A 16,924-nucleotide genomic window follows, 5' to 3' on the forward strand; every position below is an offset into this window, starting at 1 on the left:
TTAGCACGGACGTTCTTTTTTCTCCTGTCGAATGGGGGACATCGGCCGTCTAGGGAATGCCCGGACGCCATCGGTGCGAAGCGACGCGGCAGTGCCGGGGCGATCACAATGCGCGGCATGAACACGCCCATTCCCCTGCTGGCCATCCATGGAGGTGCCGGCACCATTCTTCGCCAGGCCACCTCGCATGAATCCGAGCAGGCCTATCTGCAGGCCCTGCTGGACATCATTCGGGCCGGCGAGGCCCTGCTGGCCGAGGGCGCGCCGGCGCTGGACGTGGTCGAGGCCTGCGTCCGGCTGCTGGAGGAGAACGAGCGCTTCAACGCCGGCCGCGGCGCTGTCTACACCGAGGCAGCCACCCACGAGCTGGACGCCAGCATCATGGAGGGCCACACCCGGCGCGCGGGCGCGGTGGCGGGCCTTCGCACGACGCGCAATCCGGTGCAGGCGGCCCGTGCGGTGATGGAGTCCAGCGGGCACGTGATGCTGATCGGGCCGGCAGCCGATACCTTTGCCGCGGCGCGGGGCCTGGAGCAGGTGCCGCCCGACTGGTTCGGCACGCCCGAGCGGCTGGCGCAGCTGCGCCGGGTGCAGGGCGAGGGCGGGGCCGCCAGGCTGGATCACGATGGCGCGCAGCGCCAGGCGCCGCTGGACGAACGCAGCAAGTTCGGCACCGTCGGCGCCGTGGCCCTGGACGCCCGGGGCCGGCTTGCGGCGGCCACCTCCACGGGCGGCATGACCAACAAGAAGGTGGGGCGGGTGGGCGATTCGCCCATCCTGGGCGCGGGCTGCTACGCGGACGACACCGTGGCCGTCTCCTGCACCGGCACCGGCGAGGCCTTCATGCGCAGCGTGGCCGCGCACGAGCTTTCCGCCCAGATGCGCTACCTGGGTCGCAGCCTGGAAGCCGCCTGCGAGGACGTGGTGGGCACGTGCCTGCCGGCAGTTGGCGGGCAGGGGGGGCTGATCGCGGTCTCGCACCGGGGCGAGCTGTGCCTGCCTTTCAACACCGAAGGCATGTACCGCGGCTGGGTCCGCCTCGGCGAGGCGCCGCAGGCACGGATCTTCCGCTGACAGGTGCGGGCCGTGGCAGGCCGGCGCATTGGCCCGGCCATGAAAAAAGCAGCCCGCGGGCTGCTTTTGCTGAGGCCATCAAGCGCTCACTGCTTGCGGCGGCGGGTGTAGGCCACGGCGCCGAAGGCTGCGAAGGCCAGGGCGATGGAGCCGGGCTCGGGCACGCTGCTCTTCTTGTCGGAGACCGCCAGGAAGGTCTGCGACGAGGGGCTGGCCGTGCTCTTGTACACCGTGTAGTTGTAGGCCGACTTGGTCAGGCCCAGCGAGCTGGTCCAGAAGGACTCGTTGGCGTTGTTCAGGGCGTCCAGGTACTTCTCGGCCTGGGTGCGCACCGATTCGTAGCTGGTGTTGCTGAAGTAGGCGCCACCGCTCTTGGTGGGGTCGGCCACGCCGCTGTTGGCGTCGCCCAGCAGCTCCCACAGCACGTACTGGAAGGCAGCCGACTTGGTGTTGCTCGTCATGCTGTCCTTGTAGGCATAGCTGTAGAGCTCGACCAGGTTGTTGTACAGGCTGACGGTGCCGGACTTGTACTCGTAGCTGTCGACCGTGGAGTAGGGGGCGCTGGTGAACAGCGTCTTGTAGGCCGAAGCCGCACCGTTGCCGCTGACGGCAGCGCCGCTGCTGTTGAGCCCGACGCCCATGAAGGAGTCCAGCGAGGAGGTGCTGTAGGTGCTCGTCAGCTTGCTGGTGGTCAGCGGGTCGATGCAGTAGACCCAGAACTGCTGGCTGGCGCTGGAGTCGTTGACCAGCGAGGCACCCATGGACTGGCCGGTCTTGGTGTAGGCGCCGATCTGGATGTCGGCCTGGCCGTAGCGGTTCGTGCCGGTGCCAGAGAGGCTGGTGTTGTAAGCCTGGGCCGAGCCCATGCACAGCACCGCAAGCCCGAGGCTGGCGCCCAAAGTGGCAAAGGTCTTGGTCATTGCTGCAGTGCTCATGGTCTTGTCGCTTGGTTGCTTGCCGGCAGGGTCCCCCCGGCGATGGTCGGAAGGCTACCAGCGAATCTGGAGTTGTTCATCCCGTGAACGAGGGGCCGATGCACAGGGCAAGGGAACTGTCACGTCTGACAGGGTGGGCTAGCAAAATCAGGGCCACCATCGCTAAGTCATTGATTTGAAATACGCAGGCAAGTGTTTCAAGCTGTTTTCAAACGTAAATGTAAGGCCAGCCGACAGAAGGGGCATGGGCCCGGAGCCGCCCGGCTCAGAGGCCCAGCTCAGCCTTGAGGGTCTTGAACTCGGCGGTGTCCCGGAATCGGCCGGGCATGGCCATGGCTGCGCGCAGCTCCTCCCGGGCGTCCGGCTTGCGGCCGGACTTGGCCAGGGCGTAGGCCAGGTGGAAACGCAGCTGGCCCTGGTTGGGGTCGCGCAGGCGGGCGTCACGCAGCAGGCGCAGGCCGGCCTCGATCTCGCCGCGCAGCACGTGGATCCAGCCCTGGGCGTCCAGCGTCTCCGGGCTTTCCGGGGCCAGCTTGCGGGCGCGCTCGGCCATGGCCAGGGCACCGGCATCGCCCAGGCGCTGCAGCAGCAGGGCGTAGGTGGCCATGGCGGAGACGTCCTGCGGATCGCGGGTGATCAAGGTGGAGAAGCTGCGCTTGGCCGCCTCGTTCTTGCCCAGCTCGGCCTGGGCCTCGGCCAGGACGCGCAGCAGGCCCAGGTCCTGAGGCGCCTTCTGGGACCAGCCCTCCAAGGTGGCCAGGCCCTTCTGCGGGTCGCCGCCGCTGGTCTGGGCACGGGCCAGCAGCAGGGCGTTGGCCGCGCTGGGCTCCTGGTCCAGCACCTGCTGGTAGCGCTTGCCGGCCTCGGCGAACTGCCCGCGTGCATAGGCCAGGTGGCCGGCTGTCAGCAGGGCCGGCAGGGCCGTGGGATACCTGGCCAGCAGGGTCTTGAGCAGGGCGTCGGCGCGAGCGTTGTCCTTCTTGCGGTTGGCCACCTCGATGCCCAGCACCAGCACATTGAGGGCCTCGGCGCCATTCTGCTGGGCCTTCTGCAGGTTGTAGCTGGCGCCGTCCAGATTGCCGATGGACAGCTGCTGGCGGCCCACCACCACCTGCGCCTCGGCGTCATAGCCGGCGATACGTGTGGCCTCCTGGAAGAGGACCTTGGCATTGCCGAGATCGCCCTGCATGGCATAGGTGCGGCCCAGGGTCAGCGCCACCTCGAGGTTGCCCTGGTACTTGCCGTTGAGCGCCTTGCCGACCTGGATGGCCTGGTCCAGCTTGCGCTGGCTGGTGTGGAGCTCCATCAGCGTCAGCCCGGGGCGCGGGTCATTGCGCGAGAGGTTGGCGGCCTTCTCCAGGGCCTCGGTGGCCTCGTTGAAGCGGCGGGCACGGAACTCCAGGATGCCCAGCTGGTAGAGCAGCTGCGGGTCCTCGGCGTCCTTTTTGAGCAGCCCGTCCAGACGCTGGCGGGCGGGGTCGAACTGCTTTTCCTCGATGTCCAGCCAGCTGAGGTTGATCAGCGCCGGCTTGAAGCCCGGGCTCTTGGCCAGGGCCTGCTGGAAGGCGGCCCGGGCGCCGCCCTTGTCTCCCAGCCGCCCCTTGATATTGCCCAGGTAGTTGATGAGCATGGGGTTGTTCGGGTCGCTCTTGAGCAGGTTCTCGGCCAGCTGCAGTGCGCGCGGGCCCTTGCCCATGCTGGCATAGGCGGTGATCAGCTGGATGGCGGCGCGGGCGTCGCCGGGGTTGCTCGCCAGCACCTTCTCCAGGTTGCTGATGCCGGCCTCGCCCTGGCCCATGGAGAGCTGGCTCAGCGCCAGCTCCCGGATGGTGTCGGGCGTGGGCTGCTGGGCGGCCGCCTTGTCGAAGGCCTCGGCAGCCTGGTCATAGCGCTTGCGGGCCAGATGGATGCTGCCCTGCAGGTACAGCACCTGCGGGTCCGTGGGGCGCAGGCGCTGCAGGTTGCTGACGATCTGCTGCGCCTGGGTGAGGTCGCGCTGCTCCAGCGCGATGCTGGCGGCCATGAGCTGGCCGGCGTAGTGGTTGGCGTTGAGGGCCAGCAGATTCTTGAGGTGCTCGCGGGCCTTCTCGTTGTCGCCCAGGGCCTTGTAGGCCATCGCGGCGGCGAAGTTCAGGCTTTCGTCGCTGTTGATCACGCCGGCAGGCTGCAGGCCCAGCAGCTCGGTGGTCTGGACATAGGCGTCGCGGGCCTTGGCGGCATTGCCCTTGCGGGACTCGATGACGCCACGCAGGTAGGACGCCCGCGGGTCGGCCAGGCTGGCCGCGTCCAGGGCGGCGAGGTCCTGCTCGGCCTCCTTGAGCTGGCCGGTCGTGACCAGCAGGCCGGCGCGCGCCACACGGGCATCGACATTGAGCGCGTTGTGCTGCAGGGCCTTGCCGAAGGAGACCTGGGCGGCACTGCTCTCCTTGAGCTTCTGCTGCACGGTGCCCAGCGCGTACCAGGCGGCGCTGTTGGCGGGATCGAACTCCAGCGCCTTGCTGATCTGGCCACGCGCCTTCTCCAGCTCGCCCTGGCGCGCCAGCATGGTGGCCTCGGCCAGCAGGGGCAGGGGCGAGCGGGGCGCCAGCGCGCGGGCTTCGGCAAAGGACTTCGTGGCGGCGTCCTTCTGCCCGAGGGTGGCGAAGGCGGTGCCGCGCTGGGTGAGGATCTCGGCATGGCTGCCCGCCGGCACACCGTTGGTGTTGATGCGGTCCAGCAGCTTCTTGTACTCGCCCAGGGCGATGTAGAGCTGGCCCAGGTCCACCATCACCTCGCTGCGCGCCACGCCCTGCTTCAGCGCCTCCTCGAAGGCGGCCTCGGCCGAGGGCAGGTCGCCCTTTTTCAGCAGGGTACGGGCCAGCAGCAGATGGGCGGAGAGCATGTGCGGATCCGCCTGCAGGGAGTTGCGCAGCTGGATCAGCGCGCCGTCGATGTCCTTCTTCTCGAGGCGCTGCTGGGCGTCGTCGTAGAACTTGCTGGCCGCATCACCCGCCCCCTGGGCCTGGAGACAGGCACCGAGCAGGAGGGAGAGGAGCAGGCGGGAGGGCAGGCGGTTCATGGGCGGTCCAGTGCGGGGGGAGGCCGGCGCGCGGCCGGCGAAGCAAAGGGACCGCCGCGGCGGTCCCGGCAGGCGGGGAGCTGGGCTCAGTCCCGGAAGTTGTCGTAGCTCAGGGGCAGGTCCGCCATGTCCTTCTTCAGCTGGGCGATGGCCAGCTGGAGGTCGTCACGGTTCTTGCCGGTGATGCGCACGACGTCGCCCTGGATGGAGCTCTGGACCTTGAGCTTGCTGGCCTTGATGGCGTTGCTGATCTTCTTGGCGTTCTCGGCGTCGATGCCGGAGCGGATCTTGTAGACCTGGCGGACCTTGTCGCCGCCCAGCTTCTCGATCTTGTCGTTCTTGTCCAGGAAGCTGATCACCACGCCCTGCTTGGTCAGCTTGCTGTAGAGCACGGCCTCGATCTGCTCCAGCTGGAAATCGCTGTCGCCGACGGCGTGGATTTCCTTTTCCTTGCTCTTGAGCTCGACGGAGGCACTGGTGCCCTTGAAGTCGAAGCGGGTGTCAATTTCCTTCTTGCTGTTGTCCACGCCATGGCCGATCTTGACCATGTCGGGCTCCAGCTTGGTGTCGAAGCTTGGCATCTCTTGAATCCTTGAGGGAAGGGCCCTCGCCGGAAGCGGCAAGGGAATCTGGGAAAATTCTGCCATGCAACAAGAGATGCCGAACACCCGGGACGAGGGTCAGCGCCCCATTCAGACGAACCCGAGCCTCGTGGTCGAGGAGGGCGTGAACCTGCGGCCCTACAACAGCTTCGGCCTGCCCGCCACCGCCCAGCGCCTGGTGCGCATCCGGCACGAGTCCGACCTGCGCCGCGTGATCGACCACCCCGAGCTGGGCCGCGCGCCCAAGTTCGTGCTGGGCGGGGGCAGCAATATCGTGCTCACGCGCGACGTCGAGGCCCTGGTGCTGAAGATGGAGATCCTCGGCAAGCGCGTGGTCGAGGAGCGCGAGGACGCCTGGATCCTGGAGGTCGGTGCCGGGGAGACCTGGCACGAGGTGGTGCGCTGGAGCCTGGAGCAGGGCTGTCCGGGCCTGGAGAACCTCGCCCTGATCCCGGGCACGGCCGGCGCAGCGCCGGTGCAGAACATCGGGGCCTATGGCGTCGAGATCAAGGACCGCATCGAGGCGGTGGAGGTCATCGACCTGATCACCGGCCGGCCCGTGCGCCTGCCGGCGAGCGTGCTGGCCTTCGGCTACCGGGACAGCGTCTTCAAGCAGAGCGGCTTCGGCGGCCTGGCCGGCAAGAGCGTCATCACCCGCGTGCTGCTGCGCTGCCCCAAGCCCTGGATCCCGCAGCTGGGCTACCTGGACCTTGAGCGCAAGATGGCCGAGACCGGCATCACTGCGCCCAGCGCGAAGCAGATCTTCGACTGGGTCTGCCAGATCCGCCAGGCCAAGCTCCCCGACCCGCGCCAGATCGGCAATGCCGGCAGCTTCTTCAAGAACCCGGTGGTCAGCGAGGAGCAGTGCCGGGACATCATCGGCCGCGACCCCGGCATCGTGCACTACCCCATGCCCGACGGCACGGTGAAGCTGGCCGCGGGCTGGCTGATCGATGCCTGCGGCTGGAAGGGCAAGAGCGTGGGCGGCGCGGCGGTGTATGAACGCCAGGCCCTCGTGCTGGTCAACCGCGGCGAGGCCCGCGGGGCCGAGGTGGTGACCCTGGCGCGGGCCATTCAGGAGAGTGTCTACGGCCGCTTCGGCATCCGGCTGGAGCCCGAGCCGGTGATCGTCTGATTCGTCGTCTGATCAGGACTTGAACAGCGGCTGCGAGCACAGCTCGCGGCAGCGCGCGATGGCCTGGCGGATGCGCCGGGCGATGGCCTGCAGTACGTCCACGTGCCGTTCTGCACCGGCCGCGGCTTCCAGTTCGGCCGCTGGCTGGCTCAACAGGCGCAGGCCCAGATTGGCCGCCGCGCCCTTGAGCTCGTGGGCCAGCTCGCGCAGCTGGGTGTGATGCGGGCCGGCCAGGCCTTCGTCCAGGCGCTGCTCGATCTCCGGCAGGCCGGCGATGAAGCGCTCGTAGAGTTGCGCCACGGCCTTGCCGCTGAGGTGATGGCCCAGCTCGGCGATGACTTGTGCGTCCAGCTCGTCCTCCCCCACACCCAGCGCGGCGCACGGGCCTGGACGGGGCGTGGCGAGCGGGCCGGCGGCAGGCGCATCCACCTGCTCCCAGGGCTGGCGGTTCAGGGCCACCGTGAGCTCCTGGATGCCCAGCGGCTTGGCCAGGAACTCGTCCATGCCGGCCTCGCGGGCCTGGTGGCGTGTGCTGTCGAAGGCATCGGCCGACAGCGCGATGATGCGGATCTGCCCCTTGGGCGCCGCCATGGCGCGGATCTGCCGGCTGGCCTCCAGGCCGTCCATCACCGGGGTGTGCAGGTCCATCAGGACCATGTCGAACTCTTCCATGCGCAGGCGCTCGACGGCCTGCAGACCGTTCTCGCAGAAGACGGCCTTGTGGCCCAGGCGTTCCAGCACCGCCTCTAGGAACTGGCGGTTCGTGGCGTTGTCCTCGGAGACCAGGATGCGCAGCTGGCGCAGGGCCGCCAGGGGCACGGCGTCGGGCCTGGAGGGCGGCACGGCGGCATGGTTGGGCTCGCATTCATTGAGCTTGAGCTCCACCGTGAAGACCGAGCCCTGGCCCAGCGCGGACTGCACCTGGATGTCACCCCCCATGGCCCGGGCCAGGGTGCGGGAGATCTCCAGGCCCAGGCCGGTGCCACCGAAGCGCCGCGAGCTGCTGGCATCGCCCCGGCTGAAGCGCTGGAAGAGCAGGGCCTGCGTGGCCAAGTCCATGCCGATGCCGGTGTCGCGCACCTCGAAGCGCAGCAGGTTGTTGCCCAGTGCGTCGAGCTGGCGGCTCACCAGCAAGCTGACCCGGCCGTGCTCGGTGAACTTGATGGCATTGCCCAGCAGATTCAACAGGATCTGACGCAGCCGCGTCGGGTCTGCCATCGCCCAGCGGGGGACGTCGGGCAGCAGCTGCAGGTCCAGGGCCAAGTCCTTGGCATGGGCCTGGGGCCAGCAGACGTCCTCGAGCTCGCGCAGCATGGCGGGCAGCTCGGTGGGCTCGGGGCGGATGTCCACGCCGCCGGCCTCCATGCGTGAGACGTCGAGGATGTCGTTGAGCACGGCCAGCAGGTGGCGCGCGGAATCGCCCGCGGCCTGCAGTTGCTGGCGCTGGCGGGCGTCCAGCTTGCTGTCCTGGAGCAGTGCCAGCATGCCCAGCAGGCCATGCATGGGCGTGCGCAGCTCGTGGCTCATATTGGCCAGGAAGACGCTCTTGGCCCGGCTGCCTGCCTCGGCCTGCTCCTGTGCCTGGGCCAGGTGGCGGGCCTGCGCGCCCTGGGCACGCGCATAGGCGCGCAGCCGGCCGAACTGGCGCAGCACCAGCGCGGACAGCAGCAGCACCAGGCCCACCTGGAAGGCATTGAGCAGCAGGCCGGTGCGGTTGTGGTCCCGCACCACGGCATTGCGTTCCGACACCTGGGCGGCAACGAAGTGAGAGGCGGTCAGCGAGAGCTCGCGGATCGGGTCTGCCAGCGACTCCAGGCGGTCCAGGACCTCGCGCAGGCGTTCGGGCTGCCCGGTCACCAGGCGGGCATTGAGCGGCAGGCCGTCGGCCCAGCGGATGAAGGCGCGGGTGCGCTCCAGGGTGAGCTTGTAGTCCGGATGCTTGCGCAGAATCAGCGTGGCGTGCTCGCTCTCGATCAGGCTCAGGCGGCTGACGAAGATCTCGTAGCGCTGCACGACCTGGTCGGCATCGACCGTGGGACTGGAGCCCAGCATCTGCTCGATGACCAGGCGCAGGCGCAGGGCCTCGGCCTCGAACTGGAAGAGGCTCCAGACGAGGTAGTCGTCCTGGTAGCGCTCGGTGGCGTCCAGCAGCTGGTACTGCCGGATCTGCAGCCAGCCCATGCCGCCCAGGGCCATCAGCAGCACCAGCACCATGGCCATGGGCAGGTTCAGCCAGCGGCGGTACGTGCGTTGTGCAGGCTCCATGCGCTCAGCGGATTTCCAGGGCCTTGAGCTGCCAGGCACAGCGGCTGTAGTAGATGCTGGTGCGCAGGCGCCGGTCGTCGTCGAAGGGGTAGATGATGAACAGCGGGCCCTTGTCCCGCACGGACATGGGCTGGTCGTCCATCAGCCGGGCGAGGATCACCGGGTGCTGCAGCACGTCCTCCATGGGGATGCTGACCCGGTAGTCGTTCAACGCGTAAGCCTCGATGCTGCTGCCGCGGGCCCCGGCCAGTGCCAGCACGTCGCGCAGCAGCGGGCCGGTGAACTTGCGGGCGTCCGGATACCAGGGCGTGTTGACCGTGATGCTGCGCTGGGGCAGGGCGGCCAGCATGTCCATGTCCAGGGCCACCCGGCCGTCCTGGTTGGCCTTGAGGCCCGAACCGCTGATGGTCAGGATCACCCGGCCCTTGGGACTGTCCAGTGCCAGCGCCGGCCCGCCCAGGCCCAGCCCGGCGAGCAGCAGGCTGGCGGCCGCGCAGGCCGCCAGGCCTCTGCGGAGACCGGGCTGCACAGACAGGCGGCGCGGCCCCGGCATGATCAGTCCTCGTTCTTCAGCTGCGGCAGGGCGACGCCCGAGCCCGGGGTCAGCAGCCCGACCTGGCTGTAGGTCATGAGCTTGTCGCGGGTGTCGATGATGTCCAGGTTGCGCATGGTCAGCTGGCCGATGCGGTCGGCCGGCGAGAAGGGCGCGTCCTCGACCTTCTCCATCGACAGGCGCTCGGGCTTGTAGGTCAGGTTGGCGCTCTTGGTGTCCAGCAGCGAGTAGTCGTTGCCGCGGCGCAGTTCCAGTGCCACCTCGCCGGTCACGGCGCGGGCCACCCAGCGCTGGGCCGACTCGCGCAGCATGATGGCCTGCGGGTCGAACCAGCGGCCCTGGTAGAGCAGGCGGCCCAGCTTCATGCCGTTGATGCGGTACTGCTCGATGGTGTCTTCGTTGTGGATGCCGGTCACCAGGCGCTCGTAGGCGATGTGCAGCAGGGCCATGCCCGGGGCCTCGTAGATGCCGCGGCTCTTGGCCTCGATGATGCGGTTCTCGATCTGGTCGCTCATGCCCAGGCCATGGCGGCCGCCGATGCGGTTGGCTTCCAGCATCAGGGCGACGGGGTCGCTGAACTCCTGGCCGTTGAGGGCCACGGGCATGCCTTCCTCGAAGCGCACGGTGACGGTCTCGGGCTTGATCTGGACGTCTTCACGCCAGAAGGCCACGCCCATGATGGGGTTGACGATCTTGATGCCGGAGTCGAGGTGCTCCAGGTCCTTGGCCTCGTGGGTGGCGCCCAGCAGGTTGGAGTCGGTGGAGTAGGCCTTCTCGGCCGACATCTTGTAGGCGAAGCCGGCCTTCTGCATGAAGGCGGACATCTCGGCGCGGCCGCCCAGCTCGTCGATGAAGGTCTGGTCCAGCCAGGGCTTGTAGATCTTCAGCGAGGGGTTGGTCAGCAGCCCGTAGCGGTAGAAGCGCTCGATGTCATTGCCCTTGAAGGTGGAGCCGTCACCCCAGATGTTGACGTCGTCTTCCTTCATGGCGGCCACCAGCATGGTGCCGGTCACGGCGCGGCCGATGGGGGTGGTGTTGAAGTAGATCAGGCCGCCGGTGTGGATGTGGAAGGCGCCGCTCTGCAGGGCAGCGATGCCTTCGTGGACCAGCTGCGCGCGGCAGTCGATCAGGCGGGCGAGCTCGGCGCCGTAGGCCATGGCCTTGCGCGGGATCTCGTCGTAGTCGGGCTCGTCGGGCTGGCCGAGGTTGGCGGTGTAGGCGTAGGGAATCGCACCCTTCTGACGCATCCAGTGCAGGGCGGCGCTGGTGTCGAGGCCGCCGGAGAACGCGATGCCGACCTTTTGGCCGGCGGGGATCTGCTGAAGAATCGTGGACATGGGTGCTTCTGGATGGGAGGTGCGCGGATGCTGCGCTCCCGGCGCACGGTCGGGAGCCTGTGGACTTGTCTGGACCGTTTATTCTCTGCGAAATCGAGGGTGAAATCAGTCACCCCGCCGGCCAATTGCTTGACGCTTGGCAGATCCAGCATTCGTGCACGGGCCAGGCTTTGTCGCCGCGGCGACAAGCCTGCCGCCCGCAGTTCGGCAAGATGCAGCAGGCGGGCCGGTGCCCGGGAGAGTCGGCATGAGCGTGGCGGATCAGGTCTCGATGCACAAGGCAAAACGCTACTGGCCCCCGCGCCTGCCCCGGCAGCTGGTGCTGCCGGAAACCTCGCTGTGGTTCAACCTGGAGGTCGCCGCCCGGCGCTTTGCGTCCAAGCCGGTCACGCTGTATGGCGGCGCGTCCATGAGCTACGCACAGCTGCAGGCGCAGGCCGAGGCGCTGGCGGGCTGGTGGCAGTCCCGGGGGCTGCAGCGGGGGGACCGCATCGGGCTGTACATGCAGAACTGCCCGCAGTTCCTGGTCGCCTTCTACGCTGCCATGCGGGCCGATGCCGTGGTCGTGCCCATCAACCCGATGAACAAGGCCGAGGAGCTGGCTCATCTGCTGAGCGACTCCGGCGCGCGCGGCCTGGCGTTCGCGGCGGATCTGTCGCCCGTCGTGCAGCAGGCGCTGGCCGGCCTGGCGCAGGCTCCGGTGCTGCTGGGCCTCCATTACGCCGATGCTCTGCCGCCAGACGGCCCTCCGCAGGACGAAGGCTTCAGCCCGGCCCTTCGCGAGTGGCTCACCGCCCGGCCGCCGCTGCCGCCGGGTGCGACGCACTGGACGGAGGCCCTGCAGGCCGCACCGCCCGCGCAGCCCGCCGTGAGTGGCCCCGACGACCTCGCCCTGCTGCCCTACACCTCGGGCACCACGGGCCTGCCCAAGGGTTGCATGCACACGCATCGCAGCCTGATGGCCAACTGCTGCGGCGGCGGCCTGTGGGGATCGGCCTCGCCCGAGGCCGTCAGCCTGGCCGTGGTGCCCATGTTCCACATCACCGGCCTTCTCTACGGTGTGCTCTCGCCGGTCTACTACGGCTCGACCCTGGTGCTGCTGCCGCGCTGGGACCGCGAGCTCGCCGGCCGGGCGATCTCGCGCCATGGCGTCACGCACTGGACCTGCGTGCCCACCATGATCATCGACCTCTTCGCCAGCCCCAACTACCGCAGCTTCGAGCTCGGCAGCCTGCGCTACCTCAGCGGCGGCGGCACGGCCATGCCGCAGGCGGTGGCGCAGCGCCTGCTCGACGAGTTCGGCCTGCAGTTCGCGGAGGGCTATGGCCTCACCGAGACCGCCGCCCCCACGCATGCCAACCCGCCCGAGCGAGCCAAGCTGCAGTGCCTGGGCATTCCCATCTTCGGGGTGGACTCGCGCGTGGTGGACCCGGACACCCTGCAGGAGCTGCCTCCCGGCGAGGTGGGCGAGATCATCAGCGCCGGCCCCATGCTGTTCCAGGGCTACTGGCAGCAGCCCGAGGCCACGGCGGCGGCCTTTGTCGAGATCGGGGGGCGCCGCTTCTTCCGCACCGGTGATCTCGGCCGCATGGACGAAGAGGGCTACTTCTTCCTCACCGACCGCCTGAAACGCATGATCAATGCCAGCGGCTTCAAGGTCTGGCCCTCGGAAGTGGAGCTGCTGCTGTTCCAGCATCCCGGCGTGCAGGAGGCCTGCGTGATCGCCACCCGCGACGCCTACCGCGGCGAGTCCGTCAAGGCCATCGTGGTGCCCCGCGCCGAGGCCCGGGGGACGCTGACGGAGGAGGCCCTCATCGCCTGGGCGCGCGAGCACATGGCGGCCTACAAGGTGCCGCGCAGCGTGGAGTTCGTGGAGGCCCTGCCCAAGTCCGGGGCGGGCAAGGTGATGTGGCGGGTGCTGCAGGCGCGCGAGAACGAAGCCCGCTGACGCTGTTCAGGTCCCGCTCGGGTCCTGCTCAGACCCTGTTCAGACCTGACCCCGCCGGCGGTGCGCCGGCTCAGCCCCTGCGGCCCTGCCGGCGCAGATAGCTCGCCACATAGCTGCAGGCGGGAATCACCCGCAGCTGCTGCTCGCCGGCCCATTGCAGGCCGGCCGCGACAAGCTGGGCCGCGAGGCCCCGACCCTGCAGGGCCGGGGGCACTCCGGTGTGGGTGAAGACCACGGCGTCGCCCTGGCGCTGGTAGTCCAGCACGCAGCGCTGACCGGGCTCGGGTTCGAGCCAGAACTGCTGCGCTGCGGTGTCGTGCCGGACGTCCATGGTCTTGCGTGGGCTTCAGCGGCCCAGTTGCTGCCAGAGGTAGCTGTACTCCAGGGCCTGCAGCGTGGCGCGCTGCTCGTTGTCAGCGGCACCGCCGTGACCGCCCTCGGTGTTCTCGTAGTAGTAGACCTCGTGACCCAGCTCGGTCATGCGGGCGACCATCTTGCGGGCATGGCCGGGGTGGACCCGGTCGTCGCGCGTCGAGGTGGTGAAGAAGACCTTGGGGTAGGTCTTGTCCTTGCTGACGTTGTGGTACGGGCTGTACTGGCGGATCACTTCCCAGTCCTTGGCATCGTCCGGGTTGCCGTACTCGGCCATCCAGGAGGCGCCGGCCAGCAGCTTGTGGAAGCGGCGCATGTCCAGCAGGGGGACCTGGCAGACCACGGCATTGAAGAGGTCCGGGCGCTGCGTGAAGGTGGCGCCCATCAGCAGGCCGCCGTTGCTGCCGCCCATGATGCCCAGATGGCGGGGCGAGGTGATCTTCGCCTTCACCAGGTCCTCGGCCACGGCGATGAAGTCCTCGTAGCTGCGTTGCTTGTTGGCCTTGATGGCGGCCTGGTGCCAGGCCGGGCCGAACTCGCCGCCGCCGCGGATGTTGGCCAGCACGTAGACGCCGCCCCGGCTCAGCCAGGCGCGGCCGCGACCACCGGAGTAGCCCGGCTGCAGCGAGACCTCGAAGCCGCCGTAGCCGTACAGCAGCGTGGGGTTGCTGCCGTCCGCCGTGGCGCCCTTGGGCCAGATCACGAAGTAGGGCACGCGGGTGCCGTCCTTGCTGATGGCGAAGCGCTGCTCGGCGCGCAGCCCGGCCGCGTCAAACTGGGCCTGGCGGGACTTCAGCACCTGGCGCTCGTCGCTGCCGGTGCGGGCCAGGAAGAGGGTGTCGGGCGTGAGGAAGTCGGTGTAGTAGAGGAAGTAGCGCTCGGCCAGCTCGTCCTTGGGCAGCTCGCTGTCGTACAGCGCGCCGGTGTGCAGGGCGCCGGGGAAGGGCGCCTTGACCTCGCGGTGCTGCGGAGCCTGGGCCTTGCTGAAGTCCCACTCCTCGAGCTTGCTGGCGACCTGGTCGATGACCGACAGCAGCACGCGGCTGCGGGTCAGGCTGTAGCCCGACAGCGAGCGCGTGGCCGTGGGCTGGAAGAGCACCTTGAACTTGCGCTCACCGCGCTGGTAGGCCTTGAGGTCGGTGATCAGCAGGGAGCCGCTCTTGAATGTGCCGCCGGCGACGGTCCAGTCATTGCGCGGCTTGAGCAGCATCCAGGGGCCCCAGAAGCCGGACTCGACATCGTCCGGAATCTCCAGCTTCACCAGCTTGCCACCCTGCAGCAGGAAGCTGCTGCTGGTGTAGAAGTCCAGGGCGCGCTGGAAGAGCACGCGCTGGTGGCCCGGCGTGCGGTCCACCAGCACGCTGGCGGCCACGTCCTTGGCCTCGCCCTCGAAGACGGTCCGCGCGTCGCTCAGGGGCGTGCCGCGCTTCCATTGCTTGATGACGCGGGGATAGCCGGAGTCCGTCAGGCTGCCGGGGCCGAAGTCGGTGCCCACGAAGAGGGTGTTCTCGTCCAGCCAGGTCAGCTGGCTCTTGGCCTCGGGCAGCGCGAAGCCACCCTTGATGAACTGCTTGGTGACGGTGTCGAACTCGCGGCTGACCTGGGCGTCCGAACCGCCGCGCGAGAGGTTGACCATGCAGCGGCGGTAGCTGGGGCCCAGGCACTGCGCGCCGTGGAAGACCCAGCTCTCACCTTCGGCGGCGCCCAGGGCGTCGAGGTCCAGCACCGTTTCCCAGGCGGGATCGGCCTTCTGGTACTCGGCCAGCGTGGTGCGGCGCCACAGGCCGCGCTTGTGCTGCTCGTCCTGCCAGAGGTTGTAGAGGAAGCCGCCCATGCGGCTCACGCCCGGAATGCGGTCGCGCGCATTGAGCACGCCCAGCAGGTCCTGGCGGATGGGGTTGAACTCGGGCCGTGCCTTGAGCACCTTGAAGCTGGCCTCGTTGCGTTCCTTGACCCAGGCGAGCGGCTTCTCGCCCAGCACCTCTTCCAGCCACTGGTGGGGGTCGGCGGGTTCAGGGGCGCTGGCCGCCTCGGCGGCATGCAGCGCACCCGGCAGCAGGGCGGCGGCAAGGCTCACGGCGGCTCCCAGGGTGGTCAGTTGGCGGCGCTTCAGGCGCAGCAGGTCCAAGGTCTTCATCGCTTCTCCGGCATTGTTGTTCGGGCCGCCCTCCTGGCAGCCGGGCCGGAGTCTAGCCCTCAGGCCGTAGGGTGCTTAAGGGCATGGGGGTGAATCTCCAATTGACGCGAAGGCGTGGAGACGTATACCTGCCCGTCCTGGATGCTGATCTGTAGCTGCATGCTGCGTTCGGCGAAGGCGGCCAGGGCCTGCGTCTCCTCGGCGCTGATCTGCCAGACCGCCAGCTTCGGTGCCCGCGTGAGCTTGCTCTCGATGCCGGCCCACCAGATCGGCGTGCTGGCCGCATAGCAATAGAGGGTGACGCGTTCGGCGCGACCATGGGCCTTCATGAGGCGGCGCTCGTCGGGTTGGCCGAGGTCGATCCAGTGCACCACTTCGCCGGTCAGGTCCAGCTGCCACAGGTCGGGGTCGTCGACCTCGGACAGGCCCTTGGTGAACTCCAGCCGGCCGCGCATCTCGTCCGCCGGCACGTTCAGGGCATAGGCCAGCACGCGCAGCATCATGCGCTCGTCGGTCTCGCTGGGATGCTTGGCGATGGTGAGGTGGTGCTCGCCGTAGACATGGCGGTCCATGTCGGCGATGTTGAGCAGGGCCTTGTAGATGGTTGCCTTGAGTGCCATGGGGAAATCTCGAGAGGGGCAGCGCCGCGGGGCCTGCCTCGGGGTTTGGGGTTTCGCGGGCGATCGCGGGCGAAAGGGGCGGATTATCCCCGGCCAGGCGTGGCGGCGGCTCGTGGCATGATTCCGGCTTTGCGCCAGCCGGCGCGTCCTTTGCTGTACTTCAGCATCAGCCCGTACTGCCATGAAACGAATCCTCCTCTCCGTCTGCCTGGCCGCCCTCCTGCCGGTCCTGGCCTCCGCCCAGACCGTCAATCCCAATGCCAAGGTCGACCCCAAGAACAACAAGGTCAGCCGCCCGGTGGTGGACAAGCCCAAGCAGAAGCTGATGACGCGCGACGAGCTGCGTGCCTGCCTCAACAAGCAGGCCAGCAACGACGCCGAGGCCAAGGCCGTGCTGGCCGCTGAGGCCGACTACAAGAAGGAGCGCGAGCGCCTGATGAGCGAGAAGGAGCAGCTCACCAAGGAAGGCGAGGCCATCGACGCCAACGCCAGCGCCATCAAGGCCGAGCAGGCCGAGCTGATCAAGTCCAACGAGGAACTGAAGGTCAAGCTGCCCGAGATGAGCCGCGGCGAACAGAAGGCTGCCATTGACGGCTACAACGCCCGTGCCAAGGCCAATGACGCCAAGATCGAGGCCCACAACAAGAACAAGGACGAGTACATGGCCAAGGCCAAGGCCTTCGACGCCGCCATCGAGAAGTTCAACAAGACCGGCAAGGATCTCGAGACCCGCAGCCTGGACCACCTCGACGCCGTCGACGGCTGGAAGAAGGCCTGTGGCAACAAGGCCTATGACGAGGCCGACGAGATCGCGATCAAGAAGGAACAGGCCGCCGCTGCGGCTGCCGGCAAGTAAGCCAGCCCGCCAGGAACAAGGCGCCGACCCTC

At 68.5% G+C, this 16,924-nt stretch carries 13 protein-coding genes; 4 read left to right on the forward strand and 9 right to left on the reverse strand.

Features of this window, described 5'->3' with window-relative positions; genetic code table 11:
* The first annotated feature begins 117 nt into the window (after window positions 1-117).
* Complete coding sequence (locus tag ABDJ40_RS16445; protein ID WP_347611460.1) at window positions 118-1,074, forward strand: isoaspartyl peptidase/L-asparaginase family protein; 957 nt, start codon at window positions 118-120, stop codon at window positions 1,072-1,074.
* An 86-nt stretch (window positions 1,075-1,160) separates the two neighbouring features.
* Here the strand turns inward: ABDJ40_RS16445 and ABDJ40_RS16450 are convergent, their stop codons facing one another.
* The 3 genes from ABDJ40_RS16450 to ABDJ40_RS16460 form a co-directional block, all read right to left on the reverse strand.
* Entirely contained in the window at window positions 1,161-2,009 is an 849-nt protein-coding gene (locus ABDJ40_RS16450; protein WP_347611461.1) for a PEP-CTERM sorting domain-containing protein, read from the reverse strand.
* Between the two features lie 265 nt (window positions 2,010-2,274).
* The gene (gene prsT, locus ABDJ40_RS16455) at window positions 2,275-5,067 is read right to left on the reverse strand and encodes an XrtA/PEP-CTERM system TPR-repeat protein PrsT (protein WP_347611462.1); all 2,793 of its coding nucleotides are present in this window, start codon (window positions 5,065-5,067) and stop codon (window positions 2,275-2,277) included.
* Window positions 5,068-5,153: 86 nt separating this feature from the next.
* Window positions 5,154-5,648, reverse strand: a complete 495-nt coding sequence (locus ABDJ40_RS16460) for a YajQ family cyclic di-GMP-binding protein (RefSeq protein ID WP_269633550.1) — start codon at window positions 5,646-5,648, stop codon at window positions 5,154-5,156.
* Window positions 5,649-5,724: 76 nt separating this feature from the next.
* On the opposite strand from ABDJ40_RS16460, the gene murB reads away from it, so the two are divergent.
* Window positions 5,725-6,804 carry a UDP-N-acetylmuramate dehydrogenase gene (murB, locus tag ABDJ40_RS16465; RefSeq protein ID WP_347611508.1) on the forward strand — a complete coding sequence of 360 codons (1,080 nt, stop codon included), beginning with the start codon at window positions 5,725-5,727 and terminating at the stop codon, window positions 6,802-6,804.
* A 12-nt stretch (window positions 6,805-6,816) separates the two neighbouring features.
* Here the strand turns inward: murB and ABDJ40_RS16470 are convergent, their stop codons facing one another.
* The 3 genes from ABDJ40_RS16470 to argG are packed head-to-tail and all read right to left on the reverse strand — an operon-like array spanning window position 6,817 to window position 10,959.
* A complete protein-coding gene (locus ABDJ40_RS16470; RefSeq protein WP_347611463.1) occupies window positions 6,817-9,069 on the reverse strand; it encodes an ATP-binding protein in 2,253 nt (750 codons plus the stop codon).
* A 4-nt stretch (window positions 9,070-9,073) separates the two neighbouring features.
* Entirely contained in the window at window positions 9,074-9,622 is a 549-nt protein-coding gene (locus ABDJ40_RS16475) for a putative pterin-binding protein (RefSeq protein ID WP_347611464.1), read from the reverse strand.
* A gap of 2 nt (window positions 9,623-9,624) precedes the next feature.
* Entirely contained in the window at window positions 9,625-10,959 is a 1,335-nt protein-coding gene (gene argG / locus ABDJ40_RS16480) for an argininosuccinate synthase (protein WP_347611465.1), read from the reverse strand.
* Window positions 10,960-11,206: 247 nt separating this feature from the next.
* Between argG and ABDJ40_RS16485 the strand changes: the two genes are divergently transcribed.
* The gene (locus ABDJ40_RS16485; RefSeq protein WP_347611466.1) at window positions 11,207-12,907 is read left to right on the forward strand and encodes a long-chain fatty acid--CoA ligase; all 1,701 of its coding nucleotides are present in this window, start codon (window positions 11,207-11,209) and stop codon (window positions 12,905-12,907) included.
* 70 nt (window positions 12,908-12,977) lie between these two features.
* Here ABDJ40_RS16485 and ABDJ40_RS16490 read toward each other — a convergent pair whose 3' ends face one another.
* The 3 genes from ABDJ40_RS16490 to ABDJ40_RS16500 are packed head-to-tail and all read right to left on the reverse strand — an operon-like array spanning window position 12,978 to window position 16,036.
* Window positions 12,978-13,238, reverse strand: coding sequence for a GNAT family N-acetyltransferase (locus tag ABDJ40_RS16490; protein ID WP_347611467.1), 261 nt, complete (start codon window positions 13,236-13,238; stop codon window positions 12,978-12,980).
* Between the two features lie 15 nt (window positions 13,239-13,253).
* Window positions 13,254-15,416 (reverse strand): prolyl oligopeptidase family serine peptidase, encoded by a 2,163-nt coding sequence (locus tag ABDJ40_RS16495; protein WP_347611468.1) that lies wholly within the window; start codon window positions 15,414-15,416, stop codon window positions 13,254-13,256.
* Between the two features lie 59 nt (window positions 15,417-15,475).
* Window positions 15,476-16,036, reverse strand: coding sequence for a YaeQ family protein (locus ABDJ40_RS16500; RefSeq protein ID WP_269633557.1), 561 nt, complete (start codon window positions 16,034-16,036; stop codon window positions 15,476-15,478).
* Between the two features lie 181 nt (window positions 16,037-16,217).
* Between ABDJ40_RS16500 and ABDJ40_RS16505 the strand changes: the two genes are divergently transcribed.
* A complete protein-coding gene (locus tag ABDJ40_RS16505; protein ID WP_347611469.1) occupies window positions 16,218-16,892 on the forward strand; it encodes a hypothetical protein in 675 nt (224 codons plus the stop codon).
* Window positions 16,893-16,924: the final 32 nt, after the last annotated feature.

The organism is Roseateles flavus (assembly GCF_039872765.1).
In the GTDB taxonomy this organism is placed as follows: domain Bacteria; phylum Pseudomonadota; class Gammaproteobacteria; order Burkholderiales; family Burkholderiaceae_C; genus Roseateles_B; species Roseateles_B flavus.